The 12,820-nt window shown below is 74.2% G+C and carries 13 protein-coding genes; 4 read left to right on the top strand and 9 right to left on the bottom strand.

Annotated elements, in window-relative coordinates; translation table 11 throughout:
• Nucleotides 1-6 precede the first annotated feature (6 nt).
• The 3 genes from ABD140_RS02585 to ABD140_RS02575 all read left to right on the top strand — a co-directional run bounded on the left by ABD140_RS02585 (nt 7) and on the right by ABD140_RS02575 (nt 2,584).
• On the top strand, nt 7-1,038 hold the full coding sequence (locus ABD140_RS02585) for a 2-hydroxyacid dehydrogenase (protein ID WP_344236228.1): 1,032 nt from the start codon (nt 7-9) through the stop codon (nt 1,036-1,038).
• 92 nt (nt 1,039-1,130) lie between these two features.
• The gene (locus tag ABD140_RS02580) at nt 1,131-1,709 is read left to right on the top strand and encodes a TetR/AcrR family transcriptional regulator (protein ID WP_344236226.1); all 579 of its coding nucleotides are present in this window, start codon (nt 1,131-1,133) and stop codon (nt 1,707-1,709) included.
• Between the two features lie 110 nt (nt 1,710-1,819).
• Nucleotides 1,820-2,584 (top strand): SDR family NAD(P)-dependent oxidoreductase, encoded by a 765-nt coding sequence (locus tag ABD140_RS02575; protein ID WP_344236224.1) that lies wholly within the window; start codon nt 1,820-1,822, stop codon nt 2,582-2,584.
• 46 nt (nt 2,585-2,630) lie between these two features.
• Here ABD140_RS02575 and ABD140_RS02570 read toward each other — a convergent pair whose 3' ends face one another.
• The 8 genes from ABD140_RS02570 to ABD140_RS02535 all read right to left on the bottom strand — a co-directional run bounded on the left by ABD140_RS02570 (nt 2,631) and on the right by ABD140_RS02535 (nt 11,723).
• Nucleotides 2,631-3,986, bottom strand: a complete 1,356-nt coding sequence (locus ABD140_RS02570) for a cytochrome P450 (RefSeq protein WP_344236222.1) — start codon at nt 3,984-3,986, stop codon at nt 2,631-2,633.
• Nucleotides 3,983-4,249 (bottom strand): ferredoxin, encoded by a 267-nt coding sequence (locus tag ABD140_RS02565; protein ID WP_344236220.1) that lies wholly within the window; start codon nt 4,247-4,249, stop codon nt 3,983-3,985. The genes ABD140_RS02570 and ABD140_RS02565 overlap by 4 nt, the downstream gene beginning before the upstream one ends.
• An 83-nt stretch (nt 4,250-4,332) precedes the next feature.
• Nucleotides 4,333-4,998, bottom strand: coding sequence for a response regulator transcription factor (locus ABD140_RS02560; RefSeq protein ID WP_344236218.1), 666 nt, complete (start codon nt 4,996-4,998; stop codon nt 4,333-4,335).
• Complete coding sequence (locus tag ABD140_RS02555; protein ID WP_344236215.1) at nt 4,995-6,188, bottom strand: sensor histidine kinase; 1,194 nt, start codon at nt 6,186-6,188, stop codon at nt 4,995-4,997. The genes ABD140_RS02560 and ABD140_RS02555 overlap by 4 nt, the downstream gene beginning before the upstream one ends.
• 136 nt (nt 6,189-6,324) lie before the next feature.
• Nucleotides 6,325-7,971, bottom strand: a complete 1,647-nt coding sequence (locus ABD140_RS02550) for a protein kinase domain-containing protein (protein ID WP_344236213.1) — start codon at nt 7,969-7,971, stop codon at nt 6,325-6,327.
• Between the two features lie 74 nt (nt 7,972-8,045).
• Nucleotides 8,046-8,483, bottom strand: a complete 438-nt coding sequence (locus ABD140_RS02545) for a hypothetical protein (protein ID WP_344236211.1) — start codon at nt 8,481-8,483, stop codon at nt 8,046-8,048.
• Nucleotides 8,480-11,014, bottom strand: a complete 2,535-nt coding sequence (locus ABD140_RS02540; protein WP_344236209.1) for a multicopper oxidase domain-containing protein — start codon at nt 11,012-11,014, stop codon at nt 8,480-8,482. Before ABD140_RS02540 ends, ABD140_RS02545 begins: the two co-directional genes overlap by 4 nt.
• Before the next feature lie 37 nt (nt 11,015-11,051).
• Nucleotides 11,052-11,723: a helix-turn-helix transcriptional regulator gene (locus tag ABD140_RS02535; protein WP_344236207.1), complete on the bottom strand. Its 672-nt coding sequence runs from the start codon at nt 11,721-11,723 to the stop codon at nt 11,052-11,054.
• Nucleotides 11,724-11,927: 204 nt separating this feature from the next.
• Between ABD140_RS02535 and ABD140_RS02530 the strand changes: the two genes are divergently transcribed.
• Entirely contained in the window at nt 11,928-12,353 is a 426-nt protein-coding gene (locus ABD140_RS02530) for a hemerythrin domain-containing protein (protein ID WP_344236205.1), read from the top strand.
• A gap of 32 nt (nt 12,354-12,385) precedes the next feature.
• Here ABD140_RS02530 and ABD140_RS02525 read toward each other — a convergent pair whose 3' ends face one another.
• The gene (locus ABD140_RS02525) at nt 12,386-12,757 is read right to left on the bottom strand and encodes a DUF6223 family protein (protein ID WP_344236203.1); all 372 of its coding nucleotides are present in this window, start codon (nt 12,755-12,757) and stop codon (nt 12,386-12,388) included.
• Between the last annotated feature and the right edge of the window lie 63 nt (nt 12,758-12,820).

Raw genomic sequence — 12,820 nt, 5'->3', positions numbered from 1 at the left:
CTTCCCGTGACCATCCGGATTCTCGCCGCAGGCGACCATTTCGTCCTCAACGACCTCTTCCTCGACGCGCTGCGCCGGGAGGTCCCCGTGGACTTCGAGGCCAGAGAGCTGACACTGCCGTGGCCGGTGACGCCGTTCGGCCGGGTCGGCGAGGTCGACGAGGCCTCCGACGTCGAGGACGAGCTGATCGAGGCGCTCGACGGCGTGGACGTCTGCGTCACCCAGATGGCTCCGCTGACCGGGAGGGTGCTGGCCGCCTCGCCCCGGCTGAAGCTCTTCGGAGTGAGCCGGGGCGGGCCGGTGAACGCCAACCTGGAGGCGGCCACCGAGGCGGGCGTCGCGGTGACGTTCGCGCCCGGCCGCAACGCCGTCGCGACCGCCGAGCACACCCTGGCGATGATCCTGGCCGCGACCCGCCGCGTCCCGCAGACCCACGGCGACCTCACCGGCGGCGTCTGGCGCGGCGACTACTACCGGTACGAGAACGTCGGCCCCGAGCTGGCCGGAAGCACCGTCGGCCTCGTCGGCTACGGCGCCATCGGCCGCCGCGTCGCCGCCATGCTCCGCGGCTTCGGCGCCGCCGTCCTGGTCCACGACCCCTACCTGGACGCCTCCGCCGCCCCCGACGTCGAGCTCGTCGGCCTCCCCGAGCTCCTGGAACGTTCCCGCTTCCTCACCCTGCACGCCCGCGCCACCGCCGACAACCGGGGCATGATCGGCCGCGCCGAGCTCGCCGCGATGCCGTCCGGCTCCGTCGTCGTCAACTGCGCCCGGGGCTCCCTCCTCGACTACGACGCCCTGTGCGACGCCCTCGACTCCGGCCACCTCTTCGGCGCGGCCACCGACGTCTTCCCCGAGGAGCCCATCCCCGCCGGCTCCCGCCTCCTGACCACCCCCAACCTCGTCATGACCCCCCACCTGGCCGGCGCCTCCAAGGAGACCGCCGCCAACGCGGCCGCCATCGTCGCCGCCGACGTCGCCCGCCACCTGCGCGGCGAGCGCCCCCTCCACCTCGCCAACCCGGCCGTCCTGGCCTGAGCGCCGGCGCGATCCGCCGGGGGCTCCGGCCCCCGGCGGACCGCCGCCCGCTTAATTGACCGATCGTTCTAGTAAGCGGTAGGTTCATCCCCGTGGCGAGGACCAAGGAATTCGATCCGGACGCGGTGCTGCAGCGCGCGATGGAGCTCTTCTGGCAGCGGGGCTACGAGGCGACCTCGATGGCCGACCTGGTGGAGCACCTGGGAATCGGCAAGGCGAGCATCTACGCGACGTTCGGCGGAAAGCGCGAGCTCTACCTGAAGGCATACGAACGCTACCTGGAGAACGGCGTCGACTTCATCGGGGCGCTCTCCCAACCGGGGCCCGCGCTTCCCGCCGTGCGCGCGCTCGTCGAAAGGTACGCGCGGGAGTCGGCGCAGGACACGCTCCAGCGCGGATGCTTCGTGGTGAACACGGCGGTGGAGCTGGCACCGCACGACCGGACGGTGGCGCAACGGGTCGAGGCGAACTGGAACTTCGTCGAGGCGGCACTGGCCTCGGCGCTGACCAGGGCGCAGGCCCAGGGCGAACTGGCGGCGGAGAGGGATCCGCGGGCCCTGGCCCGGTTCCTGCTGACCCTGCTGCAGGGCATGCGCGTCATCGGCAAGAGCTCGCACGACCCCGCCCGGCTCCGCGACACCGCCGAACAGGCGCTGACCCTCCTCGACTGAGCCCCGCCCCTCCCGCGGCGCGCCCCCTTCCGGACGCACGCCGTGCCGCGTCCTGCCTTCGCCCGCCCAAATAATGGAACGATCGGTCAAATAAAGAGGAGTGCGCGCTCATGAACAACCTCCGATTCCACGGCAAGGTCGTCCTCGTCACCGGCGGAGGCACCGGCATAGGGCGTGCCACCGCGCAGGCCTTCGCCCGCGAGGGGGCCGCCGTCGTGGTGGCCGGGCGCCGCTCTGGCGAACTCGCCCGCACCGTCGAGCTCATCGAGAAGGAGGGCGGGACCGCGAGTTCCGTCACTGCCGACGTCACCGTGGAGGACGACGTCGCCCGGATGGTCGGGACCGCCGTGGCGCGGTACGGCGGCCTGCACATCGCCCACAACAACGCCGGGGTCTTCGGCCAGGCGGCGCCCGTCGCCGACCTCGACACCGACACCTGGAGGCAGGTCCTGGACATCAACCTGACGGGCGTCTTCCTGTCGATGAAGCACGAGATCCGGCACATGCGCGCCCACGGCGGAGGCGCGATCGTCAACACCTCCTCCAACATCGGAGCGCACGTCCGGCTGCCGATGCTCGGCTCCTACACCGCCTCGAAGGCCGGCCTGAGCGCGCTGACCCGCGCCGCCGCCCGCGACCACATCGGCGACGGCGTCCGCGTCAACGCCGTCAGCCCGGGCGCCAGCGACGGACCGATGTCCTATCTGCCCGGCGAGAGCCGGGCGCAGCGCGACTCCCGGCTCGCCCCGGCGATCCCCCTGGGCCGCGTCGGCGCCCTCGACGAGGTCGCCTCCGCCGTCGTGTGGCTCGCCTCCGACGAGGCGGGCTTCGCCGTCGGCCACGACCTCGTCATCGACGGCGGCGCCACCGCCTGAGCACCGCCCCGCTCCCGGGCCCCGGGAGCGGGGCGGCCCCTCGCGGTCAGGGCTCCTTCCGCGCCCCTCGCCTGGTGACGGGCCCGGCGATCCCCTGCTCGTCGCAGGCCTTCTGGAGCTTCTCGAGGGTCTCGTCGAGGCCCGGACCCAGGCGGGGGCCCGGCGTGAAGGTCGCCGGGAGGAAGCGCATGCCGTTGATGACGCCGATCGTCTCGTAGTGCACCGTGCCCTCCGGGTCGCACGTGTAGTCGGGCATGCGGTCGAGGACCTGGACGAGCATGCGCTTGAACAGGGTGCGGGCGACGTTCGAGCCGATGCAGCGGTGGACGCCCAGGCCGAAGCCGGTGTGGCGGTTGCCCTCGCGGTCCAGGTGGATCTCGTCGGGGTCGGGGAACACCGACGGGTCGCGGTTGGCCATCGCCCAGGAGAGCCACAGGCGCTCGCCCTCCTTGAAGCGGGTGCCGGCGACCTGGCAGTCGGCGGAGAAGGTGCGCCCGCCGCCCACCACCGGCGTGTAGTAGCGCACGAACTCCTCGGTCGCGGAGTCCAGCAGGGTGTCGCGCTCCCTGCTGAGGCGCTCGCGCTCCGCCGGGTTCCCGCCGAGCCATTCGATCGCGTGCGCGGTCAGCGCCGTCGTCGTGTCGAAGCCGCCGCCGATGAGCAGGTGCAGCGAGCCCAGGAGGTCCTCGTCGGACGGCCTCTCGCCGTCGATCTCCAGGTTGAGGAGCGCGTCGACCAGGCCGGGACGGGGGTTCGCCCTGATCTCCGCGAGCCGCCCGGCGAGGTCCCTCCTCATCTCCTCGTGCAGCAGGCCGATCCGCGCGAGGTCGGGCGAGTGCGGCGGCGTGTAGATCACGGCGTGCGCCGGCTCGTTGTAGACGTCCCAGCTCTTCAGCGGAATGCCCATCATGGCCATCGTGAGGACGGCCGGGACGACGTTGGCGAGGTCCTCGACGAAGTCGATCGCGCCTTCCTCGATCCGCTCGTCGAGGCACGCCCGCACGACGTCGTCGATCACCGGGATCCAGCGGGCGACCGCCGCCGGGGACAGGTACGGGTTGAGCGCCTGGCGGTAGTGGCGCTGCTCCGGCGGGTCCATCTCCAGGAAGCCGCCCTTGCCCGAGCGGGTGGGGGCGGGAATGGAGATGCCCTGGTAGCCGCGCCGTTCGCCCTTCACGTCGTGGTCGTTGGAGATGACGCCGGCGGAGCGGGCCGCGAGCTCGAAGACCTCCCGGTTGCCGCCGGCCACCCAGTGTCCGCCGTGGGTCTCCGACCAGGCGATGGGGCACCCGTCCTGGATCTCCCGGGTGATCTCCTGGAAATCGTGGCGGTATCGCGGGGTGTGCCGGTCGAAGTCGTACCTGTTCTTCTTCCGGTCGCCTTCCTCGGTGGCCCCGCTCACGACGCCTCCCCTCCCACGGAGATCGCACGCTCCGGGCAGGACCTGGCGGCCCTGCGCGCCGCCGCCTCCCGGGTCGCCGGCACGTCCTCCTCGACGGCCGAGGCGTGGCCGTCGACGTCGTCGAGCTCGAACACCCCCGGAGCGACCATCGCGCAGAGCGTGTGCCCCTGGCATCGCCCTTGGTCAACGCGTACTTTCACGGCTTCCTCTTCTCCGGTCCGGTCTCCCGCCCGCGGCCTTCGGGCGGCGCGTGTCGTGGACATGCGCCGATCGTGGCCGAAGGCGCGCGGCCGGTCGTCCGCCGCCGGGAGACACCTCGCCTGCGCCGGGGGGCGTACGGCCGGGCTCAGGCCGTCCAGCCGGGCCGCACCAGACCGGACTCGTAGGCGAACACCACCAGCCGGACGCGGTCCCGCGCGCCCAGCTTGATCATGATGCGGCTCACGTGGGTCTTGGCGGTGGCGGGGCTGACCTGCAGCCGTCCGGCGATCTCGACGTTGGTCAGGCCCTCGCCGACCAGGGCCAGCACCTCCCGCTCGCGCTCGGTGAGCGCGTCCAGGACCGCCAGGTGGCGGGGCTCCTTGGCGCGGGCGGCGAACTCGCCGATGAGGCGGCGGGTCACCCCGGGGGACAGGAGCGCGTCTCCCCCGGCGACGACGCGCAGCGCGCGGATCAGCTCGACCGGTTCGGTGTCCTTCACCAGGAAGCCGCCGGCCCCGCCGCGCAGCGCGTCGAAGACGTACTCGTCGAGCTCGAAGGTCGTCAAGATGATGACCTTGACGCCCGCCAGGCCGGGCCTGCCGGAGATCAGCCGGGTGGCCTCCAGCCCGTCCAGGACGGGCATGCGGATGTCCATCAGCACGATGTCGGGCCGCAGCGCCTCGGCCAGCTCGACCGCGGCGCGGCCGTCCTCGGCCTCGCCGACCACCTCGATGCCCTCCTGGGCGTCCAGCAGGGAGCGGAACCCGGCGCGCACCAGCGCCTGGTCGTCGGCGACCACCACCCGGATCATCGGGCGCCCCCGGCCAGCGGCAGCCGCGCCCGGACCCGGAAACCGCCACCGGGCCGCGGCCCGGCCTGGAACTCGCCGTCCAGCGCCGCGGCCCGCTCCCGCATCCCGGATATGCCGCTTCCCCCGCCGCCCGGGGGCGGCGGGGGGCCGGTCCCGTCGTCGTCGATCCGCACCGTCACCGCGGCGTCCTCGTACGCGAGGACGATCCGGACCGACAGGCGGCCGGACGCGGGCGGGCGGGCGTGGCGGGCGATGTTGGTCAGCGACTCCTGGATGATGCGGAACACCGCGAGGTCCGTCCCCGCGGGCATGCCCCGGGGAGGGCCGGTCCGCTCCAGGACCACGCGCATCCCCGCGGCGCGGGCCGTCTCCACCAGGTCCTCCAGCCGGGCCAGGCCCGCCGTGGGGACCGTGGGGGGCTGCTCGTCCCGGCGGAGCACGCCGATGACCGATCGCATCTCCGCCAGCGCCTCCTTGCTGGCCGCCTTGATCGCGACGAGGGCGGTCCTGGCCTGCTCGGGGTCGTCGTCCATGAGGTGCAGCGCCACCCCGGCCCGCACGTTGATCATGGAGATGTTGTGGGCCAGCACGTCGTGGAGCTCGCGCGCGATCCGCAACCGCTCCTCGCCCGCGACGCGCCGCCGCTGCTCCCGCGCGGCCCGGCCGGCCTCGGCCGCCCGTTCGGCACGGTTGCGCGCCAGTTCCGCCGCGGCCGGGACCAGGAGCGCCCAGGCCACCACTCCCCCGTCCAGCGACAGCTCGGGGCGCCGGATCAGCGCCGGGCCCGACTCGGGCAGCAGGAGGACGGCCGCCACGTAGCAGCAGACCACCCCGATGACGGCCAGCCAGGCCGCGCGGCGGTGCCCGCCGGTCATCGCCGCCACGACGGCCGCGATCAGCGCGAGGAAGAACGGGCCCACGGGATAGCCGCACAGGTGGTACAGGAGCGTGACCGCCGCGACGGCGACCAGGACCGCCACGGGCCGCCTGCGGCGGGCCGGGAGCATGAGCGGACCCAGCACCAGCAGCCCGTGGCCGAGGAGGTCGAGGGCCCGTGGCGAGGGCGGGAAAGAGGGTCCGATGATGTGCACGCCGGCCACCTGGCCGAGCAGGATCACCGGAGACGCGGCCCAGACGGGAAGCTCACCCGGCCTCGGCCACCGCGCGGGGACGTCGGTGATGGGCGCCACAGCGCTCACCGTAACCGGGCCGGACGGAGGTGTCATGGGCCCGCGGGAAGTACCCGCCGCTACTCCCCCGGGCGTACGCCCCCACCTGGCCGGAGTCCGTCTCCGTCCTGGAGGCGGGGATGAAAACCCCGCCGGCTCACCAGGACGCCAGGGACCTGATCTCGGCGGGGGTCAGGGCGCGGGGGTAGACGGCCGCCTTGTCCAGCGCGCCGGGCCAGTGGCCGCCTTCGAGGCGCGCCCACAGGTGGACGCCCAGGTGGAGGGGCTTCGTGGACTTCCAGGTGGCGGCGTGCCGGGCGGAGGAACGGCGCTCGCCGTCGATGTAGAGGCTGATGCGCTCGGCGGCGGGATCGTGGACCCCGGCGACGAAGTACCAGCGGCCCGGCTTGGGCGCGATGGCGGAGGACGCGGTGTCCACCGGTGGTTCGAGGGAGTCGGCGCGGGGCATGACGAAGTGCCAGCCGTCGGCTCCCCAGGTGGATTTGTACTGGAGGAAGAAGGCCGAGCTGTTCTTGCCGGGGATGCTGGCGACCGTGATGTCGCGTTCCTCGGTGTTCCCGTAGCCGGAGAAGCGGACCCAGACGGCGACCGTGAAGGCCTTGGCGGGGTCCAAGGCGGGGACTTCGACCGTGGCGCGGCCGGAGAGGCCGTCCAGGGCGAGGACGCCGTCGCGCTCGGCGTGGGCTTCCAGCTTCGCGTTGCCCGTCAGTTCGGGGGCGAGGGCGTCGTCGGTGTCGAACTGCCACCAGGCCGCCGGGCCGGAAACGGGCGGCGGTGTGGAGGCGGCCGGGGTCGCCGGTGCGGAGGCGGGTGCCGGCTTCAGGGCGGCCTGTGGCCGACGGGATGCCGGCGCGTCCTCGGGGAGGGCCCAGACGGTGACGGCGGCGGCAGCGGCCAGGGTCGTGATGCCCGCGATGAGCGTCAGGCGCCTGCGTCCCGCCGGCTTCGACGGCGTCGGCTGGGCGGAGAGGGTGGCGGCGGCCCCCTGGTCCGCCGCCCGGGCCATGGCGGCGGCGTCGGGCCAGCGGTCGGCGGGGTTCTTGGCCAGGGCCCGTCCGACCAGGGCCGCCGCTGCCGGGGAGAAGGCCGGGGGGAGCGGCGGCGGCTCTTTCGTGAGGTGCTCGGAGACGACGGCCATCGGGGTCGGGCCGGTGAAGGGCGGACGGCCCGTGAGGCACTCGTAGGCGACGACGCCGAGGGCGTAGAGGTCCGTGGCGGGGGTGACGGGGCCGCCGTCCGCCTGTTCGGGCGCCAGGTAGGACGGGGTGCCGACGAGCACGCCCGACTGGGTGATCCTGGGCTCGTCCGGGGGCACGGCGATGCCGAAGTCGACGAGCGTGACGGTGCCGTCGGGATCGAGCATGATGTTCGCGGGCTTCACGTCGCGGTGGACGATTCCGGCGGCGTGGACGGCGCCGAGGGCGCGGGCCGCCGAGGCGACCAGGGCGAGGGTCTCGGATTCGCTCAGCGGGCCCGCGGTCAGCCGGCCGGCGAGGGACAGGCCCTCCACATGTTCCATGACCATGAAGACGGTGCCGTCGGCGGCGGTGCCGAAGTCCAGGACGCGGACCACGCCCGGGGACCGGAGGGCGGCCAGGGTGCGGGCCTCGCGCAGGAAGCGGTCGGCGGCGCGGGGGGTGGTCTCGCCGTGGAGGGTCTTGACCGCCACGAGCCGGTTCAGGAGGACGTCCCGTCCCAGCCAGACGGCTCCCATGCCGCCCCGGCCGAGCACCGAGTCCAGGCGGTACCGGTCGTTGAGGACCCGGCCGACTGCCACTCCCACCTCCGCACTCCAGAGGAATCAGGCGGATTTCATCATGTCAGGACAAGAGCCTTCGATCATGGTTTTTGGTGATCTCAGGTGGCAGGGAGCGCGGTGGCCAGGAGGATGATGCCGACCGAGCCGACCAGGGAGGTGATGGCCATGCCGCGGGCGAAGGCGAGCCTGCGGTGGCGGTTGGCCCAGCCGTGCAGGGTCGCGGCGGTCATCACGGCGCAGAACAGCAGCAGCTTGGCGGCGAGGACGCGGCCGTAGCCGGGATGGGCCAGGGACTCCCAGGTGACGCCCTTGTGCACGGCGAGCGCGACGCCCGTGCCGATCTGCACGGGCAGGAAGAACGCACCGGTGAACATGCCGAACCGGCGGCCCACGCCCTGGAGCACCTGAGCGCGCGGGCCTGCCGGCAGGGAGCGCCTGGCCATCGGCATCAGCACCAGGGAGACGGTGAGCTGCCCGCCGACCCACAGCGCCGCCGAGATCACGTGCAGGAACCGCACGAGCGTCCACAGGGTCATCGGGTCACCTCGAAGAAGCCGTGGGCGCCCGCCTCGCCGTGGCGCATGTCGTGGTCGACGAAGGGATAGCGGCCCGGCTCGGGGAAGACCGTCTCGGCGAAGCCGCCTTGAGCGACGGACAGGTCGAGCACCTGCGCGCCGCCCGGACCACCGCGTTCCAGCAGGTACGCGCCTTCCTTGTAGACCGTGTCGAACCGGGCTCCCACGATATGGAAGGCGGTCCCGGAGCCCGGCCCTGCGGCCACCACCCAGATCCGCACCCGCTCCCCCGCCTTCGCGGCCAGCGGGGCATGGTCGTAACCGGCGGCCGTGCCGTTGAACATCCAGGCGTCCGCCTTGCCCTCGCGCATCCCGGCCGCCCGGTCGTCGACCGTCCCGAGGTAGAGCTCGCCCTGCACCAGCAGGTACTCGCGGTCCACCGCGGGCAGGCCGGGGGGATCGATGACCACCGCGCCGTACATGCCGTTGGCGATGTGCTGGAGCATCGGCATGGTCGAGCAGTGGTAGAGCCAGGCTCCGGCGTGTTCGGCCTTGAACCGGTACGTCAGCCGCTCGCCGGGCTGGATGGTGCGCATCGGGACATCAGGGGCGAGCGAACCGGCGTGGAAGTCGATGCCGTGCCCCATCGCTCCGTCGTTGACGAACGTCACGGTGAACACGTCGCCGACCTTCCCGCGCAGCACCGGGCCGGGGACGCCGCCGCCGAACGTCCACATCTCCTGCTCGACGCCGGGCGCGACCTCGAACTCCTCCTCGGTGGCGTGCAGCTCGACCTCGTGCTCGGTGCCGCCGGGCGCGGGCCGCAGCGCCGCGTCGTACGGCTTCCAGGACGGGCCCGGGGCGGCGGCCAGGTCGAGCGCCGCGCCGTCGGAGTGCTCGCTGTGGTCGGCGCGCGTCGCGGCGGCCGAGGCTCCGGTCACCTCGATCCGCAGGGTCATCCCGGCGGCGCGGTGCCCGGCGACGGTGCACCAGCCCTCGACCGGCCCGGTCAGCGGGTCCAGGGTCAGCGTGGCGGTCCCGCCCGCGCTCAGCAGCGGCGTCTGCTCGCCGGTGGCCAGCCGCAGGTCGTGCGGCTGGGCGTCCTCGTTGGTCACCTCCAGCACCAGGCGGGTGCCGCGCGGCGCCTCGATCGTGCCGGGGCTGACCCGCATCCCCGCGAGCGTGACCTGCACGGTCTGGACGCCGCCCCCGGCGACCGTCCGCACGGCGGGCCCCGCCGGGCCGCTCACCGCGAACACCACGGCCAGCGCGGTCAGCACGCCGCCCAGCCCGATGCCCAGCGCCGGAGGGGACGGCTGCAGCCTCCGGCCCACCGCGAGCGCGGCGAGCACCACGAACCCGCCGTACGCCACCGCCACCGCCGCCCACGCGAGGGACGACGCCCGCGCCCAGGGCAGCAAAGTGCACGGCACCGCCGCGTTGACCAGGACGAGGCGGACGATCCAGCCGCGTTCCAGCAGCGCGGCCGACTGCTTGAGCCCCGCCGGTCCCCCGCCCAGCACCACCGGCAGCAGGAAGGTCAGCGACCCGACCAGGATCTGCGCGGCGAAGCCCGCCAGGATCAGCGGCAGCAGCGCCGCGAACCCGGCGGCCACCTCGTCCGGCGGCCGCGTCGCGACGACGAGGAGGTCGGCGAGGAGGACCACGACGAACCAGCACGTCCCGGCCGCGAGCATCCACGCCGCCGGGTTGTGCGGGCGCCGCCGCCGGGCGGTGCGGACGAACGGGACCAGCGCGAACAGCACCGCCCCGGTGAACAGCGCCAGCCCCGCCGCGGCGACCGGGCCCGCGTCCGCCAGCAGCCCGCCCACGACCGCGGCGAGGCCGGGCACGGCCAGGCACAGCGCCCGGCGGGCCACCGTGCCGACGTCCTCGACCATCCGGGTGCGCAGCACGGTCGGCCACAGGGTGAACAGCGTGCCGACCACCGCCAGGCCGACCCAGCCGAGCAGGTTGGTGTGGACGTGCGCGGCCTCGACGCGCTCGTGCCAGGACGCCGGGGCCAGGCCCGAGACCATCACGCCGCCCAGCGTCCCGCCGACGACCAGGGCCGCGCCGGAGCAGACGTACCAGCCGAGCACGTGCGCGAACCGCCCGGCGAGCGACCGGCGGGACCGTGCGGCCAGCAGGCCGACGTGCGCGGCGACGGTGCCGGCCACGAGCGCCGCGCCGCCCGTCGCCGGCCAGGGCGAGCCGCTCAGCGAGCCACCGAGCACGGCGGCGATCCCGATGTTCAGCGCCGCCGGCCGCACCACCGTCCACCTCGGCCCGGCGGGCGGCAGACGCAGCAGCGCGGTGGCGAAGTGCTCGGTCCAGGTCACGATGGCGTTGGTCACCGCGCCCAGCAGGAACAGGTGGACGATCAGCCAGCGCGGCACGTCCAGCACGCCGCGGACCGCCAGCGCGGCCAGGGCCAGGGCCAGCCAGGCCAGCACGACCGCGTTGGCGCGGGCGTGCCAGAGCGCCCGGGGGGCCGGTGCGGACGAGGGGGGTTCCGGTCTCTTCTTCACGTCCGGTACCGGTGAGCTCACGACGGCTCCTTCGACGGCGCGGGGGCGGCGGAGGCGGTCATCGCCGCAGCTCGGCGACGCAGAGGCCGGGCCGCACGAACGGCAGCAGCCGTACCGCCTCGACCGGGGCGCCGAGTTCGGCCAGGGCGCCCCGCATGATGCCCAGGTGCACCCCGCAGACGACGTCGGCGTCGGTCTCGGCCAGCTCCCGGAACGGGCAGTGGTGCAGTTCGATGCCGGTGCCATCGGCGGTCGCCCGGGGAGCGAAGCCCGCCTCGGCGAGCAGTTCGACGGTCTTGCGGACCGCCGTGTCGGCGTCGGTGTCCGGGGCGTCCCCGATGCTCCCGGTGTGCCGCACGGCACGGCGGCCGTAGCCGCGGCCGGCCTCGATCGCGGCCTGCCCCCGGTCTCCGCCCTGGGCCGACAGGTAGCCGATCAGGGTCTCGGCCAGCAGCCGGTAGTCGCGGCGCCCGTCGTCGGCGGGGGCGGGCGCGGAGTACAGGACGCGGGGGCGGCCGGGGCGTTCGCGCCGCTCGGGCTCGGCGGTGACGTGGCCGTGCTCGGCGAGCAGCGTCAGATGGGCCCGCACGGTGTTGGGGTGCAGGCCGACCGACTCGGCGAGCTCGGGAGCGGTCAGCGGACCCCCCGCCCGCCGCAGCGCCTCCAGCACCGCGACCCTGCTCACGTCCGCCAGGACCCGGTGCGCTCTGGTGTCGATGTCCTCAGCCACCCTTCGAGTTTGCACGGTCCGCATTGTAAAAACAACCGAGGCCGTGAAAACTACGGCGGGGCGTGCGCGCCGGCCGACGGCCACGACCCCCGACTCTCGTCCGCCCCCGGCCGCCGGGGCAGGGACCAAAGCCCCTCCCCCGGCGGCCGATGGACCGTTCCGGACCCCCGCCGACGGGGTCTACCTTGCGAAGCGGAGGAAAACATGTGCTATCACTGCGGCTGCCGCGAGATCGTCCCCATCCGCCGTCTGATGACGGAACACGAACAGCTGCTCGACCTCGTCGCCGAGCTGCGCTCCGCCCCCGACGGCCCGGCCGCCGACCGCCTCGCCACCGACCTCGTCGCCCTGCTGACCACCCACGTCCGGGCGGAGGAGCACGGCCTGTTCACCTCCCTGCGCGACCGCGAGGAGTTCGCCGACCACATCAAGGCGCTCGAAGCCGAGCACGCCGAACTCGCCGAGGCCCTCGCGCCGCCCATCACCGCCACCCGCGTCCTGGCCGTCGCCACCGCCCTCACCGAGCACATCCACGCCGAGGAGTACGGCATCTTCCCCGCCGCCCTCGCCGAGCTCGGCACCGCCGACTGGGAGGCCATCACCACCCGGGAGGCCGCCGTCCTCTCCTGACCTTCACGGCGGCCGACGGCCGGCGGCCGCGGTCAGCCGGCGGCGCGGAAGCGGGCCAGGGACAGCCCGCCGAGGAGCACGCCGGCCAGTCCCAGCAGCGCGGCCACGATGCCTCCGCCCAGCCCGTGCCCGGTGCCCAGGCCGCCGTCGGCGGTGGCCACGACCAGCCCGCCGAGAGCCGTCCCGATCGGCCCGGCCACCAGGGCCGCGACCGCTCCTCCTCGTCCGGGGCCGATGCCGATGCGACCGGTGGAGCGGGCCAGGGCCAGCCCGCCGGCGACCACGCCGGCCAGCCCCAGCAGCGCGGCCGCCACGGCTCCGGCCCGTCCGGGGCTCATGGTGAAGACGTCGACGGCGGCCGGCTGGGCCAAGGCGTGTGCGGCGAGCGCGAACCGAACGGGCATGGGGTGCTCCTTCTCCTCTTGCGACTGGACGTCGTCCGAGCATGTCCGCAGAGCCCGCCGCTG

Source organism: Actinocorallia libanotica, from assembly GCF_039525175.1.
Classification (GTDB): Bacteria; Actinomycetota; Actinomycetes; order Streptosporangiales; family Streptosporangiaceae; genus Actinocorallia; species Actinocorallia libanotica.
The sequence above is the reverse complement of the archived record's forward strand: the minus strand, read 5'-3'. Positions and strand labels throughout refer to the sequence as shown.

Coding starts and splice junctions, on each gene's coding strand:
- ABD140_RS02575 (WP_344236224.1), top strand. CDS start 1,820: ATGAACAACCTCCGATTCCACGGCAAGGTCGTCCTCGTCACCGGCGGA.
- ABD140_RS02565 (WP_344236220.1), bottom strand. CDS start 4,249: ATGTCCACGACACGCGCCGCCCGAAGGCCGCGGGCGGGAGACCGGACC.
- ABD140_RS02560 (WP_344236218.1), bottom strand. CDS start 4,998: ATGATCCGGGTGGTGGTCGCCGACGACCAGGCGCTGGTGCGCGCCGGG.
- ABD140_RS02545 (WP_344236211.1), bottom strand. CDS start 8,483: ATGACCCTGTGGACGCTCGTGCGGTTCCTGCACGTGATCTCGGCGGCG.
- ABD140_RS02530 (WP_344236205.1), top strand. CDS start 11,928: ATGTGCTATCACTGCGGCTGCCGCGAGATCGTCCCCATCCGCCGTCTG.
- ABD140_RS02525 (WP_344236203.1), bottom strand. CDS start 12,757: ATGCCCGTTCGGTTCGCGCTCGCCGCACACGCCTTGGCCCAGCCGGCC.